26 protein-coding genes are annotated in these 25,534 nt (G+C 69.8%); 15 read left to right on the top strand and 11 right to left on the bottom strand.

Annotation, left to right across the window (positions count from 1 at the left end; translation table 11 throughout):
- From eutC to ehuR, 8 genes are all read right to left on the bottom strand, one after another.
- A complete protein-coding gene (gene eutC / locus E9232_RS07420; RefSeq protein WP_309793079.1) occupies nucleotides 1-984 on the bottom strand; it encodes an ectoine utilization protein EutC in 984 nt (327 codons plus the stop codon).
- Nucleotides 981-1,973 carry a hydroxyectoine utilization dehydratase EutB gene (gene eutB / locus E9232_RS07425; protein WP_309793081.1) on the bottom strand — a complete coding sequence of 331 codons (993 nt, stop codon included), beginning with the start codon at nucleotides 1,971-1,973 and terminating at the stop codon, nucleotides 981-983. The genes eutC and eutB overlap by 4 nt, the downstream gene beginning before the upstream one ends.
- Before the next feature lie 304 nt (nucleotides 1,974-2,277).
- Nucleotides 2,278-3,039 carry an ectoine utilization protein EutA gene (gene eutA / locus E9232_RS07430; protein WP_309793082.1) on the bottom strand — a complete coding sequence of 254 codons (762 nt, stop codon included), beginning with the start codon at nucleotides 3,037-3,039 and terminating at the stop codon, nucleotides 2,278-2,280.
- 13 nt (nucleotides 3,040-3,052) lie between these two features.
- Complete coding sequence (gene ehuD / locus E9232_RS07435) at nucleotides 3,053-3,709, bottom strand: ectoine/hydroxyectoine ABC transporter permease subunit EhuD (RefSeq protein ID WP_309793083.1); 657 nt, start codon at nucleotides 3,707-3,709, stop codon at nucleotides 3,053-3,055.
- A gap of 4 nt (nucleotides 3,710-3,713) precedes the next feature.
- Nucleotides 3,714-4,373 (bottom strand): ectoine/hydroxyectoine ABC transporter permease subunit EhuC, encoded by a 660-nt coding sequence (ehuC, locus tag E9232_RS07440; RefSeq protein ID WP_309793084.1) that lies wholly within the window; start codon nucleotides 4,371-4,373, stop codon nucleotides 3,714-3,716.
- Nucleotides 4,374-4,396: 23 nt separating this feature from the next.
- Nucleotides 4,397-5,239 (bottom strand): ectoine/hydroxyectoine ABC transporter substrate-binding protein EhuB, encoded by an 843-nt coding sequence (ehuB, locus tag E9232_RS07445; RefSeq protein ID WP_309793085.1) that lies wholly within the window; start codon nucleotides 5,237-5,239, stop codon nucleotides 4,397-4,399.
- 37 nt (nucleotides 5,240-5,276) lie between these two features.
- A complete protein-coding gene (gene ehuA, locus E9232_RS07450; RefSeq protein WP_309793086.1) occupies nucleotides 5,277-6,077 on the bottom strand; it encodes an ectoine/hydroxyectoine ABC transporter ATP-binding protein EhuA in 801 nt (266 codons plus the stop codon).
- Between the two features lie 134 nt (nucleotides 6,078-6,211).
- A complete protein-coding gene (gene ehuR / locus E9232_RS07455) occupies nucleotides 6,212-7,603 on the bottom strand; it encodes a MocR-like ectoine utilization transcription factor EhuR (protein ID WP_309793087.1) in 1,392 nt (463 codons plus the stop codon).
- A gap of 66 nt (nucleotides 7,604-7,669) precedes the next feature.
- On the opposite strand from ehuR, the gene E9232_RS07460 reads away from it, so the two are divergent.
- The 4 genes from E9232_RS07460 to E9232_RS07475 all read left to right on the top strand — a co-directional run bounded on the left by E9232_RS07460 (nucleotide 7,670) and on the right by E9232_RS07475 (nucleotide 12,432).
- Nucleotides 7,670-8,161, top strand: a complete 492-nt coding sequence (locus E9232_RS07460) for an Lrp/AsnC family transcriptional regulator (protein WP_309793088.1) — start codon at nucleotides 7,670-7,672, stop codon at nucleotides 8,159-8,161.
- A gap of 129 nt (nucleotides 8,162-8,290) precedes the next feature.
- Entirely contained in the window at nucleotides 8,291-9,784 is a 1,494-nt protein-coding gene (locus E9232_RS07465) for an NAD-dependent succinate-semialdehyde dehydrogenase (RefSeq protein ID WP_309793089.1), read from the top strand.
- 147 nt (nucleotides 9,785-9,931) lie between these two features.
- Nucleotides 9,932-11,311, top strand: coding sequence for an aspartate aminotransferase family protein (locus E9232_RS07470; protein ID WP_309793090.1), 1,380 nt, complete (start codon nucleotides 9,932-9,934; stop codon nucleotides 11,309-11,311).
- A 14-nt stretch (nucleotides 11,312-11,325) separates the two neighbouring features.
- Nucleotides 11,326-12,432, top strand: a complete 1,107-nt coding sequence (locus tag E9232_RS07475) for an alcohol dehydrogenase family protein (RefSeq protein ID WP_309793092.1) — start codon at nucleotides 11,326-11,328, stop codon at nucleotides 12,430-12,432.
- A 1-nt stretch (nucleotide 12,433) separates the two neighbouring features.
- Here the strand turns inward: E9232_RS07475 and E9232_RS07480 are convergent, their stop codons facing one another.
- The 3 genes from E9232_RS07480 to E9232_RS07490 are packed head-to-tail and all read right to left on the bottom strand — an operon-like array spanning nucleotide 12,434 to nucleotide 13,939.
- The gene (locus E9232_RS07480) at nucleotides 12,434-12,910 is read right to left on the bottom strand and encodes an SRPBCC family protein (protein ID WP_309793093.1); all 477 of its coding nucleotides are present in this window, start codon (nucleotides 12,908-12,910) and stop codon (nucleotides 12,434-12,436) included.
- Entirely contained in the window at nucleotides 12,907-13,248 is a 342-nt protein-coding gene (locus E9232_RS07485; RefSeq protein WP_309793094.1) for an ArsR/SmtB family transcription factor, read from the bottom strand. The genes E9232_RS07480 and E9232_RS07485 overlap by 4 nt, the downstream gene beginning before the upstream one ends.
- 10 nt (nucleotides 13,249-13,258) lie before the next feature.
- A complete protein-coding gene (locus E9232_RS07490) occupies nucleotides 13,259-13,939 on the bottom strand; it encodes a glutathione S-transferase family protein (protein ID WP_309793096.1) in 681 nt (226 codons plus the stop codon).
- 219 nt (nucleotides 13,940-14,158) lie between these two features.
- Here E9232_RS07490 and E9232_RS07495 point away from each other — a divergent pair, with 219 nt between their 5' ends.
- The 11 genes from E9232_RS07495 (at nucleotide 14,159) to E9232_RS07545 (ending at nucleotide 25,529) form a co-directional block, all read left to right on the top strand.
- Complete coding sequence (locus E9232_RS07495) at nucleotides 14,159-14,899, top strand: response regulator (RefSeq protein WP_309793097.1); 741 nt, start codon at nucleotides 14,159-14,161, stop codon at nucleotides 14,897-14,899.
- Complete coding sequence (locus E9232_RS07500; RefSeq protein ID WP_309793099.1) at nucleotides 14,899-16,239, top strand: ATP-binding protein; 1,341 nt, start codon at nucleotides 14,899-14,901, stop codon at nucleotides 16,237-16,239. The genes E9232_RS07495 and E9232_RS07500 overlap by 1 nt, the downstream gene beginning before the upstream one ends.
- Nucleotides 16,236-16,430: a hypothetical protein gene (locus E9232_RS07505; protein ID WP_309793100.1), complete on the top strand. Its 195-nt coding sequence runs from the start codon at nucleotides 16,236-16,238 to the stop codon at nucleotides 16,428-16,430. Before E9232_RS07500 ends, E9232_RS07505 begins: the two co-directional genes overlap by 4 nt.
- A gap of 266 nt (nucleotides 16,431-16,696) precedes the next feature.
- Nucleotides 16,697-17,203, top strand: a complete 507-nt coding sequence (locus E9232_RS07510) for a Ros/MucR family transcriptional regulator (protein WP_309793101.1) — start codon at nucleotides 16,697-16,699, stop codon at nucleotides 17,201-17,203.
- 55 nt (nucleotides 17,204-17,258) lie between these two features.
- Nucleotides 17,259-17,960, top strand: a complete 702-nt coding sequence (locus tag E9232_RS07515; RefSeq protein WP_309793102.1) for an MBL fold metallo-hydrolase — start codon at nucleotides 17,259-17,261, stop codon at nucleotides 17,958-17,960.
- Nucleotides 17,961-18,060: 100 nt separating this feature from the next.
- Nucleotides 18,061-18,768, top strand: a complete 708-nt coding sequence (locus E9232_RS07520) for an aspartate/glutamate racemase family protein (protein ID WP_309793105.1) — start codon at nucleotides 18,061-18,063, stop codon at nucleotides 18,766-18,768.
- Nucleotides 18,769-19,013: 245 nt separating this feature from the next.
- Entirely contained in the window at nucleotides 19,014-20,678 is a 1,665-nt protein-coding gene (locus E9232_RS07525) for a TIGR04028 family ABC transporter substrate-binding protein (RefSeq protein WP_309793107.1), read from the top strand.
- A gap of 300 nt (nucleotides 20,679-20,978) precedes the next feature.
- Nucleotides 20,979-21,923 carry an ABC transporter permease gene (locus tag E9232_RS07530; RefSeq protein ID WP_309793108.1) on the top strand — a complete coding sequence of 315 codons (945 nt, stop codon included), beginning with the start codon at nucleotides 20,979-20,981 and terminating at the stop codon, nucleotides 21,921-21,923.
- Nucleotides 21,920-22,822 carry an ABC transporter permease gene (locus E9232_RS07535; RefSeq protein ID WP_309793109.1) on the top strand — a complete coding sequence of 301 codons (903 nt, stop codon included), beginning with the start codon at nucleotides 21,920-21,922 and terminating at the stop codon, nucleotides 22,820-22,822. Before E9232_RS07530 ends, E9232_RS07535 begins: the two co-directional genes overlap by 4 nt.
- Entirely contained in the window at nucleotides 22,819-24,465 is a 1,647-nt protein-coding gene (locus E9232_RS07540; protein WP_309793110.1) for a dipeptide ABC transporter ATP-binding protein, read from the top strand. Before E9232_RS07535 ends, E9232_RS07540 begins: the two co-directional genes overlap by 4 nt.
- 26 nt (nucleotides 24,466-24,491) lie before the next feature.
- Complete coding sequence (locus E9232_RS07545; protein ID WP_309793111.1) at nucleotides 24,492-25,529, top strand: putative FMN-dependent luciferase-like monooxygenase; 1,038 nt, start codon at nucleotides 24,492-24,494, stop codon at nucleotides 25,527-25,529.
- The last annotated feature ends 5 nt before the right edge of the window (nucleotides 25,530-25,534 follow it).

Below are 25,534 nucleotides of genomic sequence, written 5' to 3' on the forward strand. Positions count from 1 at the left end.
TCAGCTTTCGAAGGGGGTGCCGATGCCGGCGGCGGCCACGCGGCCGCGGGCCAGGGTGGCGATGGCGGTGTCCTGGGCGCCGGTGCCGGTGAGGTCGGCGACGGTGATGGCGGTGGCGGAGCTGCGGCTGGGCGCGGTGCCGGCGATGACGGCGCCGAGTTCGGGGAAGACGGCATCGGCCGCGACGGTGCCGGCGGCGATGGCGTGATGCAGCTCGCCCAGCCGCCGCACCTGCGCCAGGCTGTCGGCGACATAGAGGTCGGCACGGGCGAGGATGGCGGGATCCAGCTCGTTCTTGTGCTCGGCGTCCGAGCCTATCGCGGTGATGTGCTGGCCGGGCGACAGCCAGCCGGCGCTCAGCACCGGTTCGGTCGCCGGCGTGGTGGTGACGATGATGTCGGCGCCGTCGACCGCTGCTTCCGGCGCCACCTCGGCGCGGACGGCGATGCCCAGCCGGTCGGACAACGTCACCGCCAGGGCATCCGCCCGCTCGGGCCGGCGGGCCCAGATCCGCGCCTCGACGATCGGCCGCACCAGCATCAGCGCCTGCAACTGCAGCTGCGCCTGCATGCCGGCACCGAAGATCGCGGCCACCTTCGCATCCTTGCGGGACAGGTGCCTGGCCGCCACCGCGCCCGCCGCGGCGGTGCGCACGTCGGTCAGGTAGCCATTGTCGAACAGCACCGCATCGACCTGCCCGGTCCTGGCACTGAACAGCACCATCAGCCCGCTGGTGCTGGGCAGGCCCAGCTTCGGGTTGTCGAAGAAGCCGGGGCTGATCTTGATGGCGAAGCCGTCCAGGCCGGGCACATAGGCGGTCTTCACATCGACCTCGCCATGATGCTCAGGGATGTCCAGGCGCAGGATCGGCGGCATCACCACCGCCTTGGTGGCCAGCGCCAGGAACGCCTGCTCGACGCAGGCGACGGTATCGCGGTCGAGCGGCACGGCGCGGCGCAGTTCCGCCTCCGTCACGATGGTCATGCGGGGCACGGTGTCTCCTCCCAGGCGCCGCTGACGATCCTGCGGTGCAGCGCCATGTCGATGTTGCGGCCCGAGACCACCAGCACGGTCGGACCGGATACGGTGAGCTTGCCGGCCAGCAACGCGCCGATGCCGACCGCGCCGCCGCCCTCGACGATCTCCTGCTCCGCGGCATAGGCGTGGTCGATCGCCGCGGCGATCTCGGCCTCGGCCAGCAGCACGACCTCGTCCAGCAGGTCGCGGGCCAGGGCAAAGGTGTGGCGGTTGTCCAGGCCGATGCCGCCGCCGAGCGAATCCGCCAGGGTCGGCAATTCCTCGACCGGCACCGGGCGGCCGGCGGCAAGGCTGAGCTGCATCGCCGGGCCGCGTTCCATCGACACGCCGGTCATCCGGGCCAGTGGCCGCAACGCCTTGACCGCCGCGGCGATGCCGCCGAACAGGCCGCCGCCGGACAGCGGCACCACCACCTGCTCCACGTCGGCCACGTCGGCGACGATCTCCAGCCCGATGCTGCCCTGGCCGGAGATCACATCCGGGTGATCGAAGGGCGGGATGGCGGTGAACCCCTCCTCCGCCACCAGCCGGTCGACCTCATCCTGGGCGTCGTCCTGCGACCGGCCGACGATGCGGATCTCCGCCCCCAGGGTGCGGATCGCGGCGACCTTGTTCTCCGGCACCAGGGCGGACATGCACACGATGCAACGCAGGCCTTGGCGGGCGGCGGCATGAGCCAGGCCGCGGCCGTGATTGCCGGTCGAGGCGGCGGCGATCCCAACCTTGCGGGCCTCCGGCGGCAGCGACAGCACCGCGTTGGTCGCGCCGCGCAGCTTGAAGCTGCCGGTGGTCTGCCGGGTCTCGAGCTTGAGGAACACCGGCGCGCCGGCGCGCTCCGACAGGGTCGGCGACGGCACCAGCGGCGTGCGCACGACCTCTCCGGCGATGCGCTCCGCGGCGGCATGGATGGTGGCGAGGGTGACGGCGTGGGTCATCGGGCGGGCCTCGCCGTCCGCAGAGAGACGTAGGTTGGGTTCGCACTTGGCGAACCCAACCTACGAACTGTTCCCTCAGGACGCAGGCCCACCTTTTTTTGTCCCCCCTCCCCTTGCGGGAGGGGGGCAGGGGGAGGGGTCTGCGCGCGTCCGCGCGCGAATGCGATGGGCCTCGGAGTTCCGACCGGATGCGGCCGGTTCTGGCGGAGGGAACCCCCTCCCCCTACCCCCCTCCCGCAAGGGGAGGGGGGACTCGAATAGCCCGAATTGCTCGAATGGGATGCGCCGACCATCACCCCGCCCCTCACACCGCCATCAGCCGGCCGAGATCCGGCCGGGGCTGGTCGTCGCCGCACAGCCGCAGGGCCATCCAGGCGGTGGCGAGGTTGCTGGTCACCACCGGCTTGCCGATCCGGCGCTCGATCTCCGCCGCCACCCCGGCGGCACGCAGGGCGGTGCAGGAGATGAACAGCGCCTCGGCGTCCGGCGTCATCGCCGCCTCGGCCGCCGCGATGATCGAAGCCGGGGTGATCCGCGCCATCTCCCGGTCGTCGTCGAGGCCGAGGCAGGTAAAGCGGGCGATGCCGTAGCCGTGATCGGCGAAATAGGCCGCCATCGGCCGGCTGGTCTCGACCGTGTAGGGCGTCAGCAGCGCGATCCGGCGGACGCCCAGCGCGTCGAGGCCGCGGCGCGCGGCCAGCGGCGGCGTCACCACGGTGACGCCGGGCTTGGCCTCGCGGATCGCCACCTCGATCGCATCGTCGCCCATCACCACCGACGCCGAGGTGCAGGAGTAGCAGACGAGATCCAGATCCTCTTCCGGCAGGATCAGCCGGGCGCCTTCGCTCAGCCGCGGCTGCATCCGGCGCAGATTCTCCGGCGTGGTCGGGTTGGCATAGGCGATGCGGGCGACATAGACGCCGATCCGGTCGCTGGCCACCATGCGACGGAAATCCGGCTCGCTGGTGTGGTCGGTCGCCAGGGTGACGAGGCCGACCCGCTTCGGCAGCGGCCGGTCGTCGAAGCTGAGCGGCAGGGCGGATCGTTCGATCTCGGGCAGCGGCATCATCGACTCCGGGTCAGCGCAGCGGCCGGAAGCGGCGCTCCAGGACGCGGAGGCCGGTCACGGCGATCAGGCTGATGACGAGGAAGAAGGCGCCGACCAGCGTGATCGGCTCCAGGTAGCGGTAGTTGAAGTTGGCGACGCTGCGGGCCTGGTTCATCAGCTCCAGGACCGTGATGGCGGAGAGCAGCGGCGTCTCCTTGAACATGGCGATGAAGTAGTTGGCCAGGGCCGGGATCATCGGCGGGATCGCCTGCGGCAGGATGATGTGGCGCCAGCTCTGGCCGACCGTGAGGTTGCAGGCCTTCGCCGCTTCCCACTGGCCGCGCGGCGTGTTGTCGATGCCGGCGCGGTACACCTCCGCCGTGTAGGTGGCGTAGTGCAGGCCGAGGCCGATCACCCCGGCGGTCAGCGGCGACAGGGTCAGGCCGAGATCCGGCATGATGTAGAACAGGAAGTAGAGTTGCACGAGCAGCGGGGTGCCGCGGATGAATTCGGCGACGAAGCCGGTGCCGCGCGCCAGCCAGCGGCGCGGCGACCGGCGCAGCAGCGCCAGGCCGAGGCCCAGCACCACCGCCAGGGCATAGCCCAGGATGGTGGCCAGGATGGTGATCTTGGCGCCCTGCAGCAGGGTCGGCAGGATCTCGACGACGAAGGCCCAGTCCCAATCCATGGCGTCAGCTCCGCACGCCGTCGAGGCCGCGCGCCAAGCGGCGTTCCAGCGCCCGCACTCCCGTCGAGATCAGCGTGGCGAGGAGGAAGTAGATCACCAGGATGGTGAGGAAGGGAAAGGCGGTGCTGCCAGTCTGGGCCCGCACGATCTGGGCCTGGAAGGTGAGGTCGGCCAGCGAGATCAGCGACACCACGGCAGTGGCCTTCAAGAGTTCGATCGCATTGTTGCCGAAGGTCGGCAGCATCAGCACGAAGGCCTGGGGCAGGATGACATGGCGCAGGCTCTGCCGCCGTGTCAGGTTCAGCGCCACGCAGGCCTCGCGCTGTTCGCGGCCGATCGACTGCACCGCGCCGCGCACCACCTCGGCGCCATAGGCCCCGACATTGAGGCCCAGCGCCAGCACCCCGGCCTGCAGCGGGCTGAGTTCGAACCCCGCCAGCGGCAGCACGAAATAGACCCAGAACAGCTGCACGAAGATCGAGGTGCCGCGGAAGAACTCGATATAGACGGTGGCCAGCGATCGCAGGGCGAAGCTGGACGAGATTCGCCCCAGCCCGGCCAGGAAGGCGACGACCAACGCCAGGGCGCAGCCGAGCACGGTCAGCTCGATCGTCACCCAGGCGCCCTGCAGGATCAGCCCGAAATAGCCGGCCCAGTCGGTCATGCGGCGGCTCTTCCCTCAGCCCCTCAGTTCGGACCGCCGCACAGCGCGTCGCGGTTGGTCTCGATCGCGGCCTTGGCCGAGAAGCCGTAGGGTTCGACGATCTTGGCGAATTCGCCGGACTGCTTCAGCGCCGCCAGCTCCTTGTCGAAGGCGTCGCGCAGCGCCGTGTCCTGCTTGCGGAAGGCGGCACCGTCGCAATAGACCGGGGCGTTCTTCACCGGGCCGATCATCTCGATGTTCGGGTCCGACGCCTTCTTCATCAGGTCCTGGATCGACAGGATCGGCAGCGAATAGGCGTCGATGCGGCCGTCCTGCAGCATCTTGATGCCGCTCTGCCCGTCCGGCACCACGATCACCCGCTCCCGCGGTACCCCGGCCTCCAGTGCCAGCCGCTCCTCGGTGCCGCCGCCGGGCGCGCCGATCTTGGCGTCGGCATTGGCGGCGATGTCGGCATAGCTCTGGAAGTTCAGCGGATTGCCCTTCTTCACCGCGAAGGCCTCGCCGTCGCACAGGATCGGCTGGGAATAGGCGACGGCGCGGCAGCGCTCCGGCTTCATGAACAGGCCAGCGGTGACGGCATCGAAGCGGCGCGCCTGCAGCCCGGGGATCATGGCGCCGTATTCCGAGATCGAGGCGACGACGTCGGCCACGCCCATGCGCTTGAACACCTCGCGGGCCACGTCCGGCCCGGCGCCGGAGACCTTGCCGTCCGCCGCCACCGCGGTGAAGGGCGGCTCGTTGGCGATGGCGATGCGAGCGAAGCCCTGCTCCTTGAGATTGTCCAGCGTGTCGGCTGCGGCCGGCTGCGCCAAAGCCACGGCCGACGCGGCGGCCAGGACCAGACGCGCGCAAAATCCATTGTTCATTTCTGCCTCTCCTGTTTTGCGTTGTCGCAGCGCGGCGTCAGACCCGATGGCCGGCGGCAATGATCTTCTTGAGGAAAATCTGGGTCCGCTCCTCGCGCGGATTGCGGAAGATCGCGTCCGGCGGCCCCTCCTCCACGATCCGGCCCTGGTCGAAGAACAGGACGCGGTCGGCGAAGTCGTGGGCGAAGCTCATCTCGTGGGTGACCAGCAACATGGTCATGTCGGTCTCGGCGGCCAGGCGGCGCATGACGTTCAGCACCTCCTCCACCAGCTCGGGGTCGAGCGCCGAGGTGACCTCGTCGAACAGCATGATCCTGGGTTGCAGCGCCAAAGCGCGGGCGATGGCGACGCGCTGCTTCTGGCCGCCGGACAGCTGCGCCGGCATCGCCTTGGCCTTGCCGGCCATGCCGACCAGCTCGAGCAATTCCATCGCTCGCGTCTCGGCCGATTTGCGGTCGACGCCGGCGGTCAGCATCGGGGCCAAGGTGACGTTGTCCAGCACGCATTTGTGCGGGAACAGGTTGAACAGCTGGAACACCATGCCGATCTTGGCGCGCATCTTGTGCAGGTGGCGCTCATCGGCCGCCACCAGCCCGCCATTGCGCGGCATGTGGAACAGCTGCTCGCCCTCGATGCGGATGTGGCCGCCGTTGATCTCCTCCAGCGTCATCAGGATGCGCAGGATGGTGGTCTTGCCGGAGCCGGACGGGCCGATCAGCGCCAGCTTCTCACCGGGCTTCACGGTGAAGGACAGGTCGTTCAGCACAGTCAGCGGGCCGAAGCGCTTGGTCACGCCTTCGACGCTGATGCATGGGGCCGATGATGTCGGGTCTGGCAAGTCGCTCTCCCTGTTGCGGCGACGGCCTTGAATGGACGTCACGATGGGAGGGAGACAAAATCATGTCAAATGGAAAAACAAATCAGTACAATTTTCAGTTCGTGATGATTTGTTAGGCATCGGCATGCCTGTTTCTACATCGCCAGCAACACCGGCTCCGGTTCGCCCTGCAGCAGGTTGACCACGATCTTGAGGCCGTCGCGCAGCTGCTCCGGCGTGGTCGACCCGACCGAGACGCGCACCGCCGGCCAAGCCGGACGGCCGTCGATGGCGAAGGACGCACCCGGCGCGATGGCCACGCCCTGCAGCCGGGCATGGGACACGAACTCCTCCTCCGACCGGCCTTCGCCCAGGGGCAGCCAGACATGCAGCCCTTCCGGATGGGCGCGATGCGGGATGCCGGCCAGCAGTTCCGCCGCGATCGCCTGGCGGCCGCGGATCGCCGTGTTCTGCCAGCGCACCAGCTCCGCCGCCGTGCCGGTTTCGACCCAGCGGGCGGCCAGTTCGGCGACCAGCCCGGTCGCCATCCAGTTGGTGACCAGGCTGCGGTTGGCCACGGCCGGGCAGAGCCGGTCGGGCACCACGAGATAGCCGGCCCGCAGCCCCGGCATCACGCATTTGGTGAAGGTGGTGACGTACAGCGTCCGCTCCGGCGCCAGGGCCGCCAGCGGCGGCAGCCGCTCGCTCAACAGCGGCGCCAGCACGTCGTTCTCGATGATCTGCAGCCCGTGGCGCCGCGCCACCGTAACGATCTCCGCCCGCCGCGCCGCGCCCATCAGGCTGGCGGTGGCGTTGATCGGGTTCGGCATGACGAACAGGGCGCGGACATCGCCCTCGCGGCAGGCCTCGTCCAGCGCCTCGGGCACCACGCCCTCGCCGTCGATCGCCACGCCGCGCAGCCGCAGGCCGAGATAGGCGGCCAGCGGCACCAGCGTGTGGTGGCCGACCGCCTCGGTCACCACGGTCGATCCCGGCGGCGCCGCGGCCATCAGGGCGATGGTCATGCCCGAGGTGGCGCCGTTGGTCAGGTGGATGGTGCTCGGCGCCGCTTCCACCCCGCAATGGTCGCGCAGCCAGTCCTGGCCCACCCGGCGGTGGCGGGCGAACAGCATGTTCGGCCGGAAGGACAGCACGGCGGAGGGCGGCAGGGTGTCGGCCAGATCATGCAGCGCCGCCTTCATCGCCTCGATGTGCTTGGTCTCGCACACCACCGGCTTCAGGATCGACAGGTCAATCACCTCGCTCAGCCGCTCCGGAATATAGGGCGGCGCCGGCTCGCGCTGCGGCGGGCGGATGAAGGTGCCGCGCCCGGTCTCGCCGGAGATCAGGCCGCGGCGGATCAGCTCCTCATAGGCACGGCTGACGGTCTGCACCGACAGCTTCAGCGTCTCCGCCATCTGCCGGTGCGTCGCCAGCCTTTCCCCCGGCTGCAGCCGCCCGTCGGCGATGGCGCGCGCGATCTGGTCGGCCAGGGACAGATAGGCGGGCCGGCGCAGGGTCTCGGGGTCGGGTTGCCAGATTGTCATGATTGGACTGTGATCCAGGATCAGTTCAATTGACAACCGGAATCCCGACCCGGCATGGTCAGGACCATGTCCGTCAAGCTCGACCCCATCGACCTGCGCATCCTCGCCGAGATCCAGCGCGACGGTCGCATCACCAAACTCGCCCTCGCCGAGCGGGTCGGGCTGTCGCCGACGCCGTGCTGGACCCGGCTGCACCGGCTGCAGCAGGAAGGCATCATCACCGGCTATCACGCCCGCATCGCGCTGCGCCGGATCGCGCCCTTCGCCATGGTGTTCGTCGAGATCACGCTGGGCGCCCACCGCCAGGCCGATTTCGACCGGTTCGAGCGGGCGGTGAAGGCGGTGCCGGAGGTGGTCGGCTGCTGGTCGCTGGGCGGCGGCATCGACTATCTCCTGAAGATCGTCGCCCGCGACATCGACGGCTACCAGCGGCTGATCGACCGGCTGCTGGAAAGCGAGATCGGCATCGACCGCTACTTCACCTACATCGTCACCCGCACCGTGAAGGACGATGTCGCCGTGCCGATCGAGGTGTTGGCGGAACCGGGTCAGGCCTAGCGGGGAGAGAGACTCTCTCCTCGGGAGGGGATGGGCGGAGACATCCTCTCCATCCTCCCCCGCAAACAGCCTCCTTCTCCCCGGCCCCGCCCCTACCCTGCAGGCCTCGCCCTTGACGGAGGCCCGCCCATGACCGCCCTCGCCACCCGGCCCAGCCAGCATGAGGCGCTGGGCCGCCTGACCGACCGCCGGCTGCTGCGCGAGATGGCCTATGTCGATGGCCGCTGGACCGCGGCGCCGAGCGGCGCCGTGTTCGAGGTCACCGATCCCGCCACCGGCATCGCCATTGCCCGCGTCGCCCGGCTGGGCGCGGCGGAGACGGACCGCGCCATCGTCGCCGCCCAGGCCGCCTTTCCCGCCTGGCGGGCGCTGCTGCCGCAAGAGCGCGCTGCCCGGCTGCGCAACTGGTTCGACCGCATCCTGGCGGCCAGGGAAGACCTGGCCCTGCTGATGACCCTGGAGCAGGGCAAGCCGCTGGCGGAATCCCGCGGTGAGATCGATTACGGTGCCGGCTTCGTCGAGTGGTTCGCCGAGGAGGCGAAGCGCCTGAACGTCGAATCCGTCACCAGCCACCTGCCCGGCGCCGAGATGATGGTGCGGCGCGAGGCGCTGGGCGTGGTCGGCGTCGCCACCCCCTGGAACTTCCCCTGCGCCATGCTGACCCGCAAGGCCGCGGCCGCCCTGGCCGCCGGCTGCACCGTGGTGGCGCATCCGTCGTCGCAGACCCCGCTTTCTGCCCTGGCCCTGGCCGAGCTGGCGGAGCGGGCGAGCATCCCGGCCGGGGTGTTCAACGTCGTCACCGGCGACCCGGAGCCGATCGTCGGCCGCCTGTGCGCCGACAAGCGGGTGCGGGCCGTGAGCTTCACCGGGTCGACCGAGATCGGCCGGCTGATCGCCGAACGCTGCGCCCCGACGATCAAGCGGCTGCAGCTGGAGCTGGGCGGCCACGCGCCCCTGATCGTCTTCGCCGATGCCGATCTCGACCGCGCCGTGTCGATCGCGGTCGATGCCAAATTCGCCACTTCGGGCCAGGACTGCTTGGCGGCCAACCGGATCTATGTCGAACGGCCGGTCTACGCCGCCTTCTGCCAGGCCTTCGCGGCCCGGGTCGCCACGCTCAAGGTCGGCAACGGCCTCAATTCCGAAACCGAGATCGGGCCGCTGATGCACGATCGCGCCGTGGCCAAGGCGGCGGCCCAGGTGGCGGACGCGGTGGCGCAGGGCGCCCGCTGCCTGACCGGCGGTGGGGTCCATGCCGCCGGCCCGCTGTTCTTCGCACCGACCGTGCTGGCCGATGTGCCGGACAGCGCCGCGATCATGCGCGAGGAGACCTTCGCCCCGGTCGCCGCCGTCGTCCCGTTCGACAGCGAAGACGAGGTCGTCGCCCGCGCCAACGACACCGAATACGGCCTGGTCGCATACGTCGTCACCCGCGACGGCGCCCGCATGCTGCGGCTGGGCCGGGCGCTGGACTATGGCATGGTCGCGATCAACCGGGTGAAGATCACCGGCGCCCCGATCCCGTTCGGCGGCACCAAGCAGTCCGGCCTCGGCCGCGAAGGCTCGCGCCACGGCATCGAAGCCTTCACCGAGCTGAAATACCTCTGCCTCGACGCGGCCTGAACCCATGAAAGATCGTCATTGCGAGCGCAGCGAAGCAATCCATGCCAGGCGGCGCCATGGATTGCTTCGTCGACTTCGTCTCCTCGCAATGACGATTTTGACGGGCTCGTCTGTCCAAGCAGCACTCTTTTACTGAGGAGACTTCCGATGGCCCTTCGCGGCAACGAACTCGACGCCTGGGATCGCGACCATTTCTTCCATCCCTCGACCCATATGGCGGCCCATGCGCGGGGCGAGACGCCGAACCGGATCATCACCGGCGGCGAAGGCGTCTACATCACCGACCGCGACGGCAAGCGCAGCCTGGATGCCTTCGCCGGCCTGTACTGCGTCAATGTCGGCTATGGCCGCCGCGAGATCGCCGATGCGATCGCCGCGCAGGCGCAGAAGCTGGCCTACTACCATGCCTATGTCGGCCATGGCAGCGAGCCGTCGATCCAGCTGGCCAAGATGATCATCGACCGGGCCCCCGCCGGCATGTCGCGGGTGTTCTTCGGCCTGTCCGGCTCCGACGCCAACGAGACCAACATCAAGCTGGTCTGGTACGTGAACAACGTCCTGGGGCGGCCGGAGAAGAAGAAGATCATCTCGCGCTGGCGCGGCTATCACGGCTCCGGCCTGATGACCGGCAGCCTGACCGGGCTGGAGGTGTTCCACAAGGCCTTCGACCTGCCGCTGACCCAAGTGCGGCACACCGAGGCCCCCTACTATTACGGCCGCCAGGACCGATCGCAGAGTGAGGAGCAGTTCTCCCAAGCCTGCGCCGACAAGCTGGAAGAGATGATCCTGGCCGAGGGGCCGGAGACGGTGGCCGCCTTCATCGGCGAGCCGATGCTCGGCACCGGCGGGCTGGTGCCGCCGCCATCAGGCTATTGGGAGAAGATCCAGGCGGTCCTGGCCAGATACGACGTGCTGCTGATCGCCGACGAGGTCATCACCGGCTTCGGCCGCCTCGGCTCGATGTTCGGGTCCGACCATTACGGCATCAAGCCGGACCTGATCACCATCGCCAAGGGCCTGACCTCGGCCTATGCGCCCCTATCCGGCGTGATCGTGTCGGAGAAGGTCTGGAAGATCCTGGAGAAGGGCTCCGACGCGCTGGGCGCCATCGGCCATGGCTGGACCTATTCCTCGCACCCGCTGTGCACCGCCGCCGCAGTCGCCAATCTGGAGCTGGTCGACAGCCTGGGCCTGGTCGAGAACGCGCGGGAGACCGGCGCCTATTTCCGGCAGTCCCTGGCCGATGCCCTGGCCGGGCAGCGCATCGTCGGCGACGTGCGCGGCGAAGGCCTGGCGGCGGCGGTGGAGTTCAGCGCCGACAAGGACGACCGGGTGGCGTTCGACCCGGCGCTGAAGATCGGCCCGCGGATCTATGCGGCGACGCTGGCCCGCGGCGTCATCACCCGCGCCATGCCCCAGGGCGACATCCTGGGCCTCGCCCCGCCGCTGTGCCTGACCCGCGACGAGGCCGACATCGTGGTCAAGGCCGTCGCCGGCGCGGTCGAGGCGGTGTCCAGAGAGCTGTGAACGGGAGGGACGTCATGATCGCCGAAACCATCCCCGCCACCATGCACGCCGTGGTCCTGACCGGCCATGGCGGGCCGGACAAGCTGGTCCATCGCAGCGACGTGCCGGTGCCGAGGCCGGCCGCCGGCGAGGTGCTGATCGCGGTCTCGGCCTGCGGCATGAACAACACCGATGTCTGGGTCCGCGAAGGCGCCTATGGCACCGAGGCCGATCCGGACGCGGTGTCGAGCTGGCGCGGCCGCGGCGAACGGTCGACCCTGACCTTCCCGCGGATCCAGGGCACCGACGCGGTCGGCCGCATCGCCGCGGTCGGCCCCGGCGTGCCCGCCGGGCGGATCGGTGAACGGGTGATGGTCGATTTCAGCATCTACAACCGCGATGACGACAGCCTGGCCGACATCGACTACATCGGCCACGGCCGCGACGGCGGCTATGCCGACTACATGACCGTTCCGGCCGATCACGCCCATCGCGTCGACACACCGATGACCGATGTCGAGCTGGCCACCTTCTGCTGCGCCTACCTGACCGGCGAGCACATGCTGGACCGAGCCCGGGTGGCGGCGGGCGAGCGGGTGCTGGTCACCGGTGCCTCCGGCGGCGTCGGCTCCGGCATCGTCCAGCTGTGCCGGGCCCGCGGCGCCATCCCCTATGCCGTGGTCGGGCGCGGCAAGGAGGATGCGGTGGCAGCGATCGGTGCCGAAGCCGTGATCACCCGCGACGCCGGCGACCTGGTCTCAGCGGTGGAGGCCGCGACCAAGGGCCGGCCGATCGACGTCGTCGCCGATCTGGTCGGCGGTGCCATGTTCAACGACCTGCTGCGCATCCTGCGGCCGGAGGGGCGCTACACCACCGCCGGCGCCATCGCCGGCCCGGTGGTGCAGCTCGACCTGCGGACGATGTATCTGAAGCACCTCGAGCTGCACGGCTCGTCCCAGGGCACCCGCGGCGCGTTCCGGCGGCTGGTGCGCTATATCGAGGACGGCAAGCTCAAGCCCCTGGTCGGCGGCATCTACCGCCTGTCCGACTTCCGCCGCGCCCAGGCCGATTTCATCGCCAAGGGCTTCGTCGGCAAGCTGGTGGTGGTACCCGACGCGAAATGGAGCGCCGCGGCGGGGTGACCTACTGGCGGGCCGGCCCCGCCTGCCGCACGAACAGCGCCAGCCGGTCCAGCCCCTCCTCGGTTCCACGTCGCCGGCTGCCCTGGTCGGGGTAGCCATCGAGGAACACCACCTGCTCGGTGAAGGTCATCGCGGTGCCGGCGGCGGACGGTTCAAGGACGACGGTCGCCAGCGATACCGAGATCCGCGTCTGCCCAACCTGCATGTCATAGGCGTAGACGATGCGCTGGTCGGCAACGATGTCGAGGAACCGCGCCTGGTAGAGATGGTCGGGGTGGCCCGGCGGGGCGACCCGGTTCAGCTCGGTCCCGCCGACGCGGAAATCGAGGCTGTATTCGACCCCGGCCCAATCGTCGTGGCAGGCGAACCAGCTGCGCTTGGCCTCGGCATTCGCCCAGGCGGCGAAGACACGGCGCGGCGGGGCGGCCAGGCTGCGCTCGATGACGAAGGTCTCGTGGGCGACGGATCGGATGGTCATTCCTGGGCTCCAGGGTCGTCGGGGTGGTCGGCGAGATAGCGGTCGAGACGATCGAAGCGACCATTCCAGGAGGCCCGGCGGTCGGCCACCCAGCCCTCGATCAGGGCCAAAGCCGCGGCCTCGATCCGGTAGGTCCGCACCCGGCCGGCCTTCTCCGACAGCACGATGCCGCCGGCCTCGAGCACATGCAGGTGCTTCAGCACCGACGGCAGCGCCATGGCCAGCGGCCGCGCCAGCTCCTTCACTGAAGCCGGCCCCCGGCTCAGCCGGTCGACCATGCCGCGGCGGGTCGGGTCCGACAGCGCGTGGAACAGGCGGTCGAGCGGGTCCGGAGTCACGGCACCCGGCTCAATCCGCGAGGAACCGCGCCGGGATGGCGTCGTATGCCGGGTAGAAATGGAAGTAGGGCCGCGCCTCCCTGAGGGTGCGGACCACCGAGGGCCGCGCCACCAGGCGCTCGAAATAGGCGGCCGTCCGCGGATGGCTCGCGGCGAAGGGCACCAGGGTGCCGGCGTAGAACAGCGCCGGGGTGGCGGCGCAGTCGGCGATGCTGAATGCCTCGCCGATCGCCCAGGGCCCCGTTTCCAGCTGCCGTTCGATCACATCGTAGGCGGTGGCCAGCGTCGCCTTCGCCTCGGCGACGCCCTGGGGGTCCTTCTGCCCGTCCGGCCGCCGCAGATCGGTCACCAGCTTCTGCATCGGCCCCTGGACGTAGAGATCGAAGAACCGATCCCACAGCCGCGCCTGCAGGGCCAGGTCGGGATCGTCGGGCAGCAGCGGCACCGGGCCGCGGTGATGGCGGTCGAGATACTCGATGATGATGCTGGTTTCCGGGATCATCTGGCCACGGGCCTCGTCGCGCAGCACCGGAAACTTGCCGACCGGCCAGACGGCGGTGAATTCCGCTGCGGACGCCTCGTCCAGCTTGTCGACGATCCGGCCCTCGAAGGGCGTGCCGTTCTCGTACAGCGCGATCAGGACCTTGTGGCAGAACGAGGCCAGCGGATGGAGGTACAGCGTCAGTGCCATGGTCCGGCTCCCGGCTGAACAGTTTCTATATCAGCTAACTATCAGCCCGGCCTGGCCGTCGCAAGCATTGGTTTCCCAATCGGCTCACTATCCCGAAACCACTGGTGCGGCGGAAACAAAAAGACACACAACATCACGTGACGCGGGGCAGTGCGGCACCGACAATGGGCCAGCCTCGAAGCCTTTCCCCTCATCCCGACAGTCAAGCCAAGCGACGCCATGGCGCCCGTCCGTTCGACCCGACCTGCCGCGAAACCGCACATCCTGCTGGTCGAGGACGATCCCGAGATCTCGCGGATGCTGACCGACGTGCTGTCCGAGAGCGGGTTCATCGCCTCCTCGGTGGGTTCGGCAGTCGACATGGATGCGTTCCTGGCCCGCAAGACGGTGGACCTGATCGTGCTCGACATCATGCTGCCGGGCGAGGACGGGCTGAGCATCTGCCGCCGGCTGCGGGCGGCGTCGGAGGTCCCGATCATCATGGTGACGGCGCGCGGCGAGGACATCGACCGGATCATCGGGCTGGAGATCGGCGCCGACGACTATGTGCCCAAGCCGTTCAACTCGCGCGAGCTGATGGCGCGCATCCGCGCCCTGTTGCGCCGCGCCCAGGGCGGGCACACAGCCGTCCGCAGCCGCGCCCGGCCGCTGGGTTTCGCCGGATGGCGGATCGACGCCGCGCTGCGGCAGCTGCACGACCCGGACGGCGTCAGGGTGGCCATGACCAGCATGGAGTTCGACCTGCTGCTGGTGCTGTGCCGCAACCCCGGCCGGGTGCTGTCGCGCGAGCAGCTGCTGGAGCTGGTCCATTCCGGCGCGTCGGGCCCGATCGAACGCAGCATCGACGTCCATGTCAGCCGCATCCGCCAGAAGATCGAGCCGGATCCGCGCGACCCCACGCTGATCAAGACCGTACGTCTGGGGGGCTATGTCTTCACCCCGACCGTGAAGGAGGGCTGATGCGGTTTCCGGATCGCCTGATTCCCCGCAGCATCACCACCCAGATCACCGGCATCGTCACGCTCTCCGTGCTGATCGGCACGGTGCTGACCGCGACGGCCACCTTCGTGGTCACCGGCGGGCCATCGTCTCGGGACCGCCCGGTCGTCCGGATCGCACAGATCGCACAGCTGGCCCAGGCGGCGGAGACCCCGGCCGATGTGGCCGTGATCATCGCCACCGCCCGGCGCGCTGGCGTCCAGGTCACCCAGGTCCCGCCGGGCGAGTTCGAGACCCTGCCCCGCGCCGACCTGCCCGGCCTGCCGGAGCTGGAGGCCCGCGAGCCAGGGCTCGATCGCGGCAACGACGTGATCGAGGTGGTCCGGCACCCGGGACAGGGCGGCCGCCAACTGGCGGTCCGGATCAGCGACGGCAGCGCCCTGGTCTTCGAGGCGCCGCGGCGACCCAACCTCTGGCACTTCGTCCTGGGGCCGACCGCCCTGACCTCGATCACGCTGCTGGTCGTCGTCCTGCTGCTCTCCGTCTACGCCGTGCGCTGGATCATCGCGCCGCTCTCCGCCGTCGCCGCCGCCACGCAATCCTTCGGCCGGTTCCCCGACCAGGACCAGGCGGTGCGCCGCAAGGGGCCGCGCGAGATCGTCCGGGTCGCCGACGCGCTCAACGAGATGCGAACCCGCATCCGCGCCCTGCTCGACGACCGCATGCGCATGCTGGCCGCCATCAGCCACGACCTGCGCACCCCCCTGACCCGCCTGCGGCTGCGGGCGGAGCGGGTGGCGGACCGGCGCCTGCGCGACGCCATGCTGCATGACATCGGGCGGGTCAGCCGCATGCTGGACGAGACCCTGGACTATCTGCGGCAGGATGGCCGGTCCGAATGCATGTCGCGCGCCGACCTGCCGAGCCTGCTGCAGACCGTCTGCTCCGACTTCGCCGATGTCGGCCATGCCGTGTCCTACAGCGGGCCCGGCCGGCTGACCTGGACCTGCCGGCCCAGCGCGCTGACCCGGGCCGTGACCAATGTGGTGGAGAACGGCGTCAAGCATGGCTCGTCGGTGACCGTGGCCCTCGCGGTCGGCGCCGACGGGACGGCCGAGATCGAGGTCTCGGATGACGGCCCCGGCATCCGGGCCGAGCTGCGCGACCGGGTGTTCGAACCCTTCTTCAAGGCCGACGACGCGCGGGCGGCGGGCGACGGCTTCGGCCTGGGCCTTTCGATCGCGCGGGACGTGGTGAAGGGCCATGGCGGCGACATATCCCTGCTGGAACGTCACCCCGCCGGCCTGACCGTCCGCATCACATTGCCGGCACCGGCCAGCAGCGCGGAGGCCACGCGATGACCGTCGATCCGGCTTGGCGGGACCACAGCGACACCGTCGCCTGCGCCCGCCTGCTGATGGCGATGGACGGCGGGCAGGCCGGCAGCGCCGCGGTACAGCTGGCGGCCCGGGCGCTGGATAACGGCGACATCGAGCTGAGCCACGCCTGGCGCCGGGTTTCCGAGGTCATCGAGGACCTCAGCCGCACCTGATCGCGGACACCGAACCGCCGCGCTTCGTTACAGACTGAAACATCGGACACAAAACGTAACAAAAATAAACCCCACAGACATTCTCCCAGGGGCCACCTCCCGTAGTGTTCGCTGGTGAACCGGTCGGGATGCCGGGTCCGACCAAGGACCTGGAGACAGAGCGCCGGGACCGCAGGGAGCCCCGTCTCGTCGAGGACTTCGCCTAGTCCACGAGCGGGTTCGTCCGAGCCGATCCAGACTTTGCCCATCTCCCGTGGAGAATGTTGATGAACGACAACCAGCTCGCTGCCGGTGAAACCCAGGCGACAGACAAGATGCGGCCCCTCACCACCCAGATCGTCACCGCCTATCTCTCGCACAACAAGGTCTCGAGCCGGGATCTTCCGGACGTCATCCGCCAGGTCCATGACGCGCTCCACGACCTCGATACGACGGCCCGACCGGCCTCGAACCAGCTGAAGCCCGCAGTGCCCGTGAAGAAGTCGGTGATGCCGGACTACATCATCTGCCTCGAGGACGGCCGGAAGCGGAAGCTGCTGAAGCGCTACCTGCTGGCCACATACAACCTGACCCCGGAGGCCTATCGCCAGCGCTGGGGGCTGCCGGCCACCTATCCCATGATCGCCCCGAACTACGCCAAGCAGCGCCGGACCTACGCCATGGCGATCGGCCTCGGCACCTATGACCGCTCGGAAGCCACGGCGCCCGACGCGTCGAACGAACAGCCGGCCGAGGCGCCGCGCCGCGCCCAGATGCGTTCGGCGGCTGAATGATCGAGGCCGATCCAGGCAGGACGGCGGCGAGTCGGGATGCTGCGGCTGAGAGACCATGGCGCCCAAGCTGATCGCGCCCGGCCTCTACGCCATTCCCGTCGGCGCGGTGAACACCTTCCTGCTCGATTCGTGCAGGGGCTGCACCCTGATCGACACCGGCTTCCCGGGCAGCGCGGACAGGATCCTGCGGGCGATGCGGCAGATCGGGAAGCAGCCATCCGATCTCCGCCACATCGTCCTGACCCACGCCCATCCCGACCACATCGGCAGCCTCGCCGTGCTGAAGGGGGCGACCGGGGCGGTGGCCTACATGCACCCGCTCGATGCCCCGATTGCGATCGCCGGGACCGGGTTCCGTGCCGTCCACGCGGCGCCGGGCCGGCTGACCGGCCTGATGTTCCGGCTGTTTGTCCGGCCGGTCGACGCGATCGCGCCGGCCACCGTCGAACACCAGGTCCGCGACGGCGAGACCCTGCCGATCGCCGGGGGCCTGACGGCGATCCACGTTCCCGGCCACTGCGCCGGACAGCTGGCGTTCCTGTGGCCGCAGCATGGCGGCGTGCTGTTCGCGGCCGACGCCTGCAGCAACCTGCCGGGCCTGGGCCTGAGCCTGGGATACGAGGATCTCGAGGAGGGCAGACGCAGCCTGGGCCGGCTGGCGGCGCTGGATTTCCAGATCGCCTGCTTCGGGCATGGCGGCGCCATCCTGCAGGACGCCTCCGCCCGGTTCCGCAGGAAGTGGGGGTCGGGACCGTAGAGGGGGAGCGGACTGGAAAGCCCCGCCGGCCTCGGCGATACTCCATGGGACGTCCGCCGCGGCCGCGCGGCCCCACTCCGCCTCATGGAACCCGACCGTCATGCCCGACCACATCGGCATCGTGGGCTGCTCCGCCGAAGGCGCGGCGCTGTGCTACCGCACCATCTGCGCCGAGGGCGCGCAATTGCTCGGCCCGCACGCCCACCCTGAGATCTCGATGCACACGCCGTCGCTGGCCGACTATGTCGCCTGCCTCGAACGCGGCGACCGGCAGGGCGTGGCCGCGCTGATGCTGGACTCGGCGGCCAGGCTGGCCAGGGCCGGCGCGGACTTCCTGATCTGCCCGGACAACACCATCCACCAGGCGATGCCCGACGTCCTGCCGCGGTCGCCCCTGCCCTGGCTGCATATCGCCGAGGTCGTCGCCGACGAGGCCGTGGCGCGCGGCTTCCGGCGCCTCGGCGTCACCGGCACCCGCTGGCTGGTCGACAGCGAGGTCTATCCGGACAAGCTGACGGCGGTGGGGCTGGAGTTCCTGCGCCCCACCGACGCCGAGCGCGACGAGACCAACCGCATCATCATGGACGAGCTGGTCTATGGCGTGCTGAAGCCCGAGGCGGTCGCCGCCTTCCAGCGGGTGATCGGGCGGATGAAGGACCAAGGCTGCGACGCGGTCATCCTGGGCTGCACCGAGATCCCGCTGATCATGAACGACGGGAACTCGCCGTTGCCGACGCTCGATTCCACCCGCCTGCTGGCCCGGGCGGCCCTGCGCCGCGCGGTGCAAGGCGCCACAACGGCGACCTGAACGCACCGCAAGATAAAGCCGTCCGCAGGGCGAAGCCCCGGCTCGCCTGCGGCTTCGCTTCATCATAAATAACACTATTAATATGTATATATTGGTTATAAACTTTTCTTGCATGGTAAATTATATCTAATAGTATCTATCTCTCGTTGTTTCGGGCAATCGCCGGATCAAAGGCGGGACTCGGCACATCACACGCGGCTGATACACATATTTTTCTTGCGGAAATCGCAGCGCCGAGTCCGGCGATGAGGGGGACCATCGTGCCGATCAACCACCGTCTCAGAACCACCGCCGGAGCTGTCGCCGCCCTGCTGTCGACGATGCTGCTCGCGGCCCCGTCATCGGCCGCCGGCGATGCGGACACGCCGGTCACCGGCGGCACGCTGGTCTATCTCGAGCAGCAGCCCCACACCAACCTGTATCCCCCGGCGGGCGGGTTCTATCCGAATGGCGGCGTGCTGAACCAGATCACCGACAAGCTGACCTGGCAGGATCCGAAGACGCTGAAGATCGAGCCCTGGATCGCGGAATCCTGGACCGTCAACGCCGACGCCACCGAATATACCTTCAAGATCCGCGACGGTGTCACCTTCTCCGACGGCACGCCGCTGGACGCCAATGCGGTGGCGAAGAACTTCGACACCTACGGCAAGGGCAATGCCGCCCTGAAGCAGCCGGTGTCGGAGGTGATCAACAACTACGACCACAGCGAGGTGGTCGACGCGCACACGGTGCGCTTCTTCTTCAAGAAGCCGTCGCCGGGCTTCCTGCAGGGCACATCGGTGATCGGCTCCGGCCTCGTCTCGCTGGCCACCCTGGCGCGGCCGTTCGAGGAGCTGGGCGACGCGACCAGGATCATCGGGTCCGGCCCCTTCGTGGTCGAGAGCGAGACCCTGGGCAAGGAACTGACCTTCAAGGCCCGGGCGGACTACAATTGGGGCCCGGCGCCGCTGGCGCATCAGGGCCGCGCCTATCTCGACGGCATCAAGCTGATCGTGACGCCGGAGGACAGCGTCCGGATCGGCGCGCTGCTGGCCGGCCAGGCCGATTTCATCCGCCAGGTCCAGGCCTATGACGAGCCGCAGGTGAAGGACCAGGGCTACCTCGTCTATGCCGCGCCGACCCGCGGCGTGAACAACAGCGTGGTGTTCCGGCCGGACAATCCGCTGGTGGCGGATGTGCGGGTGCGCCAGGCGCTGCTGCACGCCACCGACGCCGACGAGATCGTCGGCACCCTGTTCTCCGACAACTATCCGAAGGCGACCTCGGTCATCGCCTCGACGGCGCAGGGCTATGTCGACCTGTCGGCCAAGCTGACCCATGACGAGGGCGAGGCGAAGCGGCTGCTCGACGAGGCCGGCTGGACCGTCGGCGCCGACGGGCTGCGCCAGAAGGACGGGCGCGAGCTGGTGCTGACCGCCTATGAATCCCTGCCCCAGCCGCAGAACAAGGAGACGCTGCAGCTGGTGGCCCAGCAATGGGGCCGCGTCGGGGTCAAGCTGAACGTGCTGGCCGGCGATGCCGGCAGCGCCATCGTCGACAATCTCGACCCGGAGAAGACGCCGGTGTCCCCGGCCATGGTCGGCCGCGCCGACCCCGACGTGATCAAGAGCCAGTTCTACCCGACCAACCGCGACGTGCTGCGGCAGAAGGGCGGCGCCAGCACCAAGGTGAAGAGCTTCGTCGACGACAAGCTGAACGGCCTGCTGGTGGCGCTGTCGTCCGAGCCGGACACGGCCAAGCGGCTGGCGATCGTCGCCGAGGTCCAGGCCTATGTGCTGGACCAGGCCTATGCCATCCCGATCTTCGAGGAGCCGCAGGCCTTCGCCGGCGCGCCCTACGCCAAGGGCATCGCCTTCGAGGCGGTCGGCCGCCCCAGCTTCTACGGCGCCTGGCTGGCGGCGCACTGAGCGGCGGAAGGTTCGACGGATGCTCAACGTGGCAAGACAAAGCGTGTTGCCTCTCCCGCTTGCGGGAGAGGTCGGACATCCGAAGGATGTCCGGGTGAGGGGATCGCGGCCTCGCCGAAAGCACGGCTCTGCCCCGGGAGAGCGCGTGATCCGCCCGGTCCTGAAACACCGGTCCTGGCCTCGTGGCCGAGATGCCCTCACCCGGTCTCGCTGCGCGAGCCCGACCTCTCCCGCAAGCGGGAGAGGCAATCGGATGGCGCGCAATTCCATGGCTGAGACGGTCTCCACGAGCTCTCTCCCATGACCCGCTATCTCCTCGGCCGGATCGGACAGGCGGTGGTGGTGCTGTGGGCCGCCTTCACGGCGTCCTTCATCCTGCTGCAGGCCCTGCCGGGCGACGCGATCCTGATCAAGTTCCAGAACCCGGATCTGGGGTTGAGCCCGGTCCAGATCGCCGAGATCCGGGAGTCCTACGGCGCCGACAGCCCGGTGTGGGCGCAGTACCTGCACACGCTGGGCAATTTCCTGACCGGGGATTTCGGCTATTCGGTCCAGGCCGGCGTGCCGGTCGGCGACGGCCTGCTGGCCAACCTGCCGCCGACCTTCCGCCTGGCCGCCTTCGGCTTCGCGCTGGCCGTGCTGCTGGCGGTGGCGATCGCCGCCCTGTCCAGCCTCGCATCCTTCTCCTGGCTGCGCTCCACCATCCAGGCCCTGCCCTCGCTGTTCGTGTCGGTGCCGACCTTCTGGCTCGGCATCATGCTGATCCAGCTGTTCTCGTTCCGGCTGAAGCTGATCCCGGTGATCAATCCCGGGCCGTGGGAGGGCCTGATCCTGCCGATGGTGACCCTGGCCATCCCGATCTCGGCGCCGCTGGCCCAGATCCTGGTGCGCAACATCGACGAGGTGCTGACCCATCCCTTCGTGGCCGTGGCCCGGGCCAAGGGCGCGTCGCGGGCCTGGGTGCTGTGGCGCCATGTGGCGCGCAACGCGCTGCTGCCCACCCTGACCATCGCCGGCGTGCTGTCGGGCGAGTTGCTGGCCGGCGCCGTGATCACCGAGACGGTGTTCGGGCTGAACGGCCTGGGCAGCATGACCGAGCAAGCGGTGCGCAACCAGGACACGGCGGTGATCCAGGCCGTCGTCGTGCTGTCGGCGGCGGTGTTCGTGGCCGTCAACCTGGCCGTGGACCTGCTGGTCCCGGTGCTCGACCCCCGTCTCAGGTCCAGGCTGGGAGCCGCCGCATGACCACGCTGCACACCGCCGACCGCACGCTGCTGCCTTCGGATGAGGGGCTGGAGGTCCGCGCCTCGGTCGCGCTGCCGGCCGACCGGCGCCGGCGGCCGCTGCTCGGCCGGTTGCAGCCGGGCCTGCTGCTGTCCTGGCTGGTGATCGCCATCGTCGCGCTGTGGGCCATCGCCCCCGGCCTGTTCACCAGCTACAGCGGCATCGCGGGCGTCCCGCGCGAGAAGCTGCGCCCGCCCGGCGTCAAGCACATCCTGGGCACCGATGCGCTGGGCCGGGACGTGTTCGCCCGCATCGTCCATGGCGCGGTGAACTCGCTGTCCGGCGCCTTCGTCGCGGTGGCCGTCGGCCTGATCGTCGGGACCGCGATGGGCCTGGTCGCGGGCTCGGCCGGCCGCCGGATCGACGATGTCGTCATGCGCATCGTCGATGTCCTGCTGTCGGTCCCGGCCCTGCTGCTGTGCCTCAGCATCGTCATCCTGCTCGGCTTCGGCACCATGAACGCGGCGATCGCCGTCGGCCTGACCACCATCGGGCGGTTCGCGCGGCTGTCGCGGTCCGAGGTGGTGCGGGTGCGGCGGACCGACTATGTCGAGGCCGCCTTCGGCAGCGGCGGCAGCTTCGGCGCGGTGCTGTGGCGGCACATCCTGCCGAACTCCCTGACCTCGGTGATCGCCCTGTCGGCGCTGCAGTTCGGCACTGCCATCCTGTGGCTGTCGACCCTCGGCTTCCTCGGCTACGGCGCCCCGCCACCGACCCCGGAATGGGGGCTGCTGATCGCCGAGGGCCGCAACTACATCGCCACCGCATGGTGGCTGACCACCGTGCCGGGGCTGGTCGTGGTGCTGGTCGTGCTGTCGGCCAACCGCATCGGCCGGTCGCTCGGGCGGGAGGCGGCATGACCGGCGAAGCGCTCCCGGTGCTCGAGGTCGAGAACCTCAGCGTCTCCTACCGCGACGGCCACAACGGCGCGCAGCGCGTCGTCGACGGGGTCAGCTTCCGGATCCTGCCGGGCGAAGTCGTCGCCCTGGTCGGGGAATCCGGTTCGGGCAAAACCACGACCGCCCAGGCGGTCATCGGCCTGCTGGCCGAGAACGGCCGGCTGGACGGCGGCGCCATCCGGCTGGCCGGGACCGACATCTCCGGCTGGTCGCAGAAGCGGCTCGATGCCATCCGCGGTGCCCGGATCAGCCTGATCCCGCAGGACCCCGGCAGCTCGCTGAACCCGGTCAAGACCATCGGCGCCCAGGTCGAGGAGATCCTGACCATCCACCGCCGCGGCGACCGGGTCGCCAACCGGGCCCGGGTGATCGAACTGCTGGGCCGCGTCGGCCTGTCCGACCCGGCGCTGCGGGCGACGCAGTATCCGCACGAGCTGTCGGGCGGCATGAAGCAGCGCGTGCTGATCGCCATCGCCATCGCGCTGCAGCCGGCCCTGATCATCGCGGACGAACCGACCAGCGCGCTCGACGTCACCGTGCAGCGCCGCATCCTCGACCTGATCGACGAGCTGCGCCGCGAATACGGCACCGCGGTGCTGCTGGTGACCCATGACCTCGGCGTCGCCGCCGACCGGGCCGACCGGCTGGTGGTGCTGCAGGGCGGCCGCATCCAGGAGCAGGGCCCCACCGCCGAGGTCCTGGCGGCGCCGCGCAGCCCCTACACCCGGCAGCTGCTGGCCGACGCCCCGTCCCTGGCCAAGGCCGAATTCCGCGGTCCGCGGCCCCAGGCCGGCGCCGACGACGCCATCGTGGTCGAGGCCCTGGTCCAGGACTTCGCGTCCGGCGGCCGGCGGGGCGAACCGTTCCGGGCGGTCGACGGCGTGTCCTTCGCGGTGCGGCGCGGCACCACCCACGCCCTGGTCGGCGAATCCGGGTCGGGCAAGACCACCACGGTGCGCGCCGTGGTCGGCTTCCAGAAGCCCAGCTCGGGCCGCATCCTGATCAACGGCACCGATCCCGCGACCCTGAAGGGCGAGGCGCTGCGCCGGTTCCGCCGGACCATCCAGCTGGTCTACCAGAACCCGTTCGGGTCGCTCGATCCGCGCCAGACCATCTTCGAGATCATCGAGGAACCGCTGCTGAACTTCGACCGGCTGCCGAAGGCCGAGCGGGCGGCCAAGGTGCAGGACATGCTCGACCGGGTCGGCCTGCCCCGGGCCGTGCTGACCCGCCGGCCGCGGGCGCTGTCGGGCGGCCAGCGGCAGCGCGTCGCCATCGCCCGCGCCCTGGTGCTGGACCCGCAGGTGCTGGTGCTGGACGAGGCGGTCTCCGCCCTCGACGTCACCGTTCAGGCCCAGATCCTGGCCCTGCTGGACGAGCTGCAGAAGGAGCTGGGCCTGACCTACCTGTTCATCTCCCACGACCTCGCCGTGGTCCGCCAGATCTCCGACACGGTGTCGGTCCTGCACAATGGCCGCCAGGTCGACAGCGGCACCGTCGAGGATGTGTTCCTGCGCCCGGGCAGCGCCTACACGCGCGAGCTGCTGGACGCGATACCGGGGTCGGCCCGTTCGCCCGGCGGCAAGGTCCCCGTCCCGGCATGACCCAAGATCACGAAGGCACGACAGCAGTGAACGCAAAACGGCTCGGCTTCTTCACCCGCCTGCTCGACGAGGCCAGCGCCGGGGAGCGCTATCGCCTGGCGACCGAGCAGATCGTCGCGGCGGAGCGGCATGGCTTCGATTCCGCCTGGGTCGCCCAGCATCATTTCCACGAGGCCGAGGGTGGGCTGCCGGCGCCGCTGGTCTTCCTGGCGCAGGTGGCGGCGCGAACCTCGCGGATCCGCCTCGGCACCGGCATCATCACCCTGCCGCTGGAGAACCCGGTGCGGGTGGCCGAGGACACCGCGGTGCTGGACCTGCTGTCGGGCGGGCGGCTCGAAATCGGCCTCGGCACCGGCGGCACGCCCTCGGCCTTCGCCGCCTTCGGCCTGGACAGCGCCGAGCGTTCGGAGATTTTCGGCCGGCACCTGCGCGTGCTGCTCGACGCCTGGGGCGGTCGGCCGCTCGACGGCGGCGACACCCGGCTGTACCCCGCGGCGCCGCAGCTGCTCGGCCGCCTGTGGCAGGCGACCTTCTCGGTCGCCGGCGGCGCCCGGGCCGGCGCGGCCGGCGATGGGCTGATGCTGTCGCGCACCCAGCCGCGCCCGGCCTCCGCCCCCGACGCGTCGCTCGCCGACCTGCAGAACCCGATCGTCGACGCCTATCTCGCGGCGCTGCCCGCCGGAATCGAGCCCCGCATCCTGGGATCGCGCAGCGTCTTCGTCGCCGATGACCGCGCCGAGGCCCGGCACTTCGCCGAATGCGGCCTGCGCCGGCAGGCCGACCGCTTCGCCGCCGCCGGGCGCGGCGCTCCGGCCGACACGCTGGACGAGCTGATCGCCGCCTTCGACGTGCATCTCGGCACGCCGGAGGAGGTGATCGCCTCGCTGGCCGCGGACACCACGCTGGAGCGCGTCACCGACCTGGTGGTCCAGGTGCATTCGGTCGACCCGCCGCACCCGCTGATCCTGCGCTCGATCGAGCTGGTCGCCCAACAGGTGGCGCCGGCCCTGGGCTGGGCGCGCCGGGCCGCCACCGACGGAATCCGGGTCGCCGCGGCACGCTGAGCGCC

It is taken from the genome of Inquilinus ginsengisoli (assembly GCF_031453975.1).
GTDB classification, from domain to species: domain Bacteria; phylum Pseudomonadota; class Alphaproteobacteria; order DSM-16000; family Inquilinaceae; genus Inquilinus; species Inquilinus ginsengisoli_A.

Excerpts from the sequence above, each read along its gene's own strand:
- E9232_RS07470 (WP_309793090.1), top strand. The coding sequence starts at position 9,932 with ATGGCCCTTCGCGGCAACGAACTCGACGCCTGGGATCGCGACCATTTC.
- eutA (WP_309793082.1), bottom strand. The coding sequence starts at position 3,039 with ATGCCGCTGCCCGAGATCGAACGATCCGCCCTGCCGCTCAGCTTCGAC.
- E9232_RS07505 (WP_309793100.1), top strand. The coding sequence starts at position 16,236 with ATGACCGTCGATCCGGCTTGGCGGGACCACAGCGACACCGTCGCCTGC.
- E9232_RS07510 (WP_309793101.1), top strand. The coding sequence starts at position 16,697 with ATGAACGACAACCAGCTCGCTGCCGGTGAAACCCAGGCGACAGACAAG.
- eutC (WP_309793079.1), bottom strand. The coding sequence starts at position 984 with ATGACCATCGTGACGGAGGCGGAACTGCGCCGCGCCGTGCCGCTCGAC.
- ehuD (WP_309793083.1), bottom strand. The coding sequence starts at position 3,709 with ATGGATTGGGACTGGGCCTTCGTCGTCGAGATCCTGCCGACCCTGCTG.
- E9232_RS07515 (WP_309793102.1), top strand. The coding sequence starts at position 17,259 with ATGGCGCCCAAGCTGATCGCGCCCGGCCTCTACGCCATTCCCGTCGGC.
- E9232_RS07490 (WP_309793096.1), bottom strand. The coding sequence starts at position 13,939 with ATGGCACTGACGCTGTACCTCCATCCGCTGGCCTCGTTCTGCCACAAG.
- E9232_RS07465 (WP_309793089.1), top strand. The coding sequence starts at position 8,291 with ATGACCGCCCTCGCCACCCGGCCCAGCCAGCATGAGGCGCTGGGCCGC.
- E9232_RS07500 (WP_309793099.1), top strand. The coding sequence starts at position 14,899 with ATGCGGTTTCCGGATCGCCTGATTCCCCGCAGCATCACCACCCAGATC.
- E9232_RS07535 (WP_309793109.1), top strand. The coding sequence starts at position 21,920 with ATGACCACGCTGCACACCGCCGACCGCACGCTGCTGCCTTCGGATGAG.
- ehuC (WP_309793084.1), bottom strand. The coding sequence starts at position 4,373 with ATGACCGACTGGGCCGGCTATTTCGGGCTGATCCTGCAGGGCGCCTGG.
- E9232_RS07460 (WP_309793088.1), top strand. The coding sequence starts at position 7,670 with ATGTCCGTCAAGCTCGACCCCATCGACCTGCGCATCCTCGCCGAGATC.
- E9232_RS07495 (WP_309793097.1), top strand. The coding sequence starts at position 14,159 with ATGGCGCCCGTCCGTTCGACCCGACCTGCCGCGAAACCGCACATCCTG.
- E9232_RS07520 (WP_309793105.1), top strand. The coding sequence starts at position 18,061 with ATGCCCGACCACATCGGCATCGTGGGCTGCTCCGCCGAAGGCGCGGCG.
- E9232_RS07475 (WP_309793092.1), top strand. The coding sequence starts at position 11,326 with ATGATCGCCGAAACCATCCCCGCCACCATGCACGCCGTGGTCCTGACC.
- ehuR (WP_309793087.1), bottom strand. The coding sequence starts at position 7,603 with ATGACAATCTGGCAACCCGACCCCGAGACCCTGCGCCGGCCCGCCTAT.
- E9232_RS07480 (WP_309793093.1), bottom strand. The coding sequence starts at position 12,910 with ATGACCATCCGATCCGTCGCCCACGAGACCTTCGTCATCGAGCGCAGC.
- E9232_RS07525 (WP_309793107.1), top strand. The coding sequence starts at position 19,014 with ATGAGGGGGACCATCGTGCCGATCAACCACCGTCTCAGAACCACCGCC.
- ehuB (WP_309793085.1), bottom strand. The coding sequence starts at position 5,239 with ATGAACAATGGATTTTGCGCGCGTCTGGTCCTGGCCGCCGCGTCGGCC.
- E9232_RS07540 (WP_309793110.1), top strand. The coding sequence starts at position 22,819 with ATGACCGGCGAAGCGCTCCCGGTGCTCGAGGTCGAGAACCTCAGCGTC.
- eutB (WP_309793081.1), bottom strand. The coding sequence starts at position 1,973 with ATGACCCACGCCGTCACCCTCGCCACCATCCATGCCGCCGCGGAGCGC.
- E9232_RS07530 (WP_309793108.1), top strand. The coding sequence starts at position 20,979 with ATGACCCGCTATCTCCTCGGCCGGATCGGACAGGCGGTGGTGGTGCTG.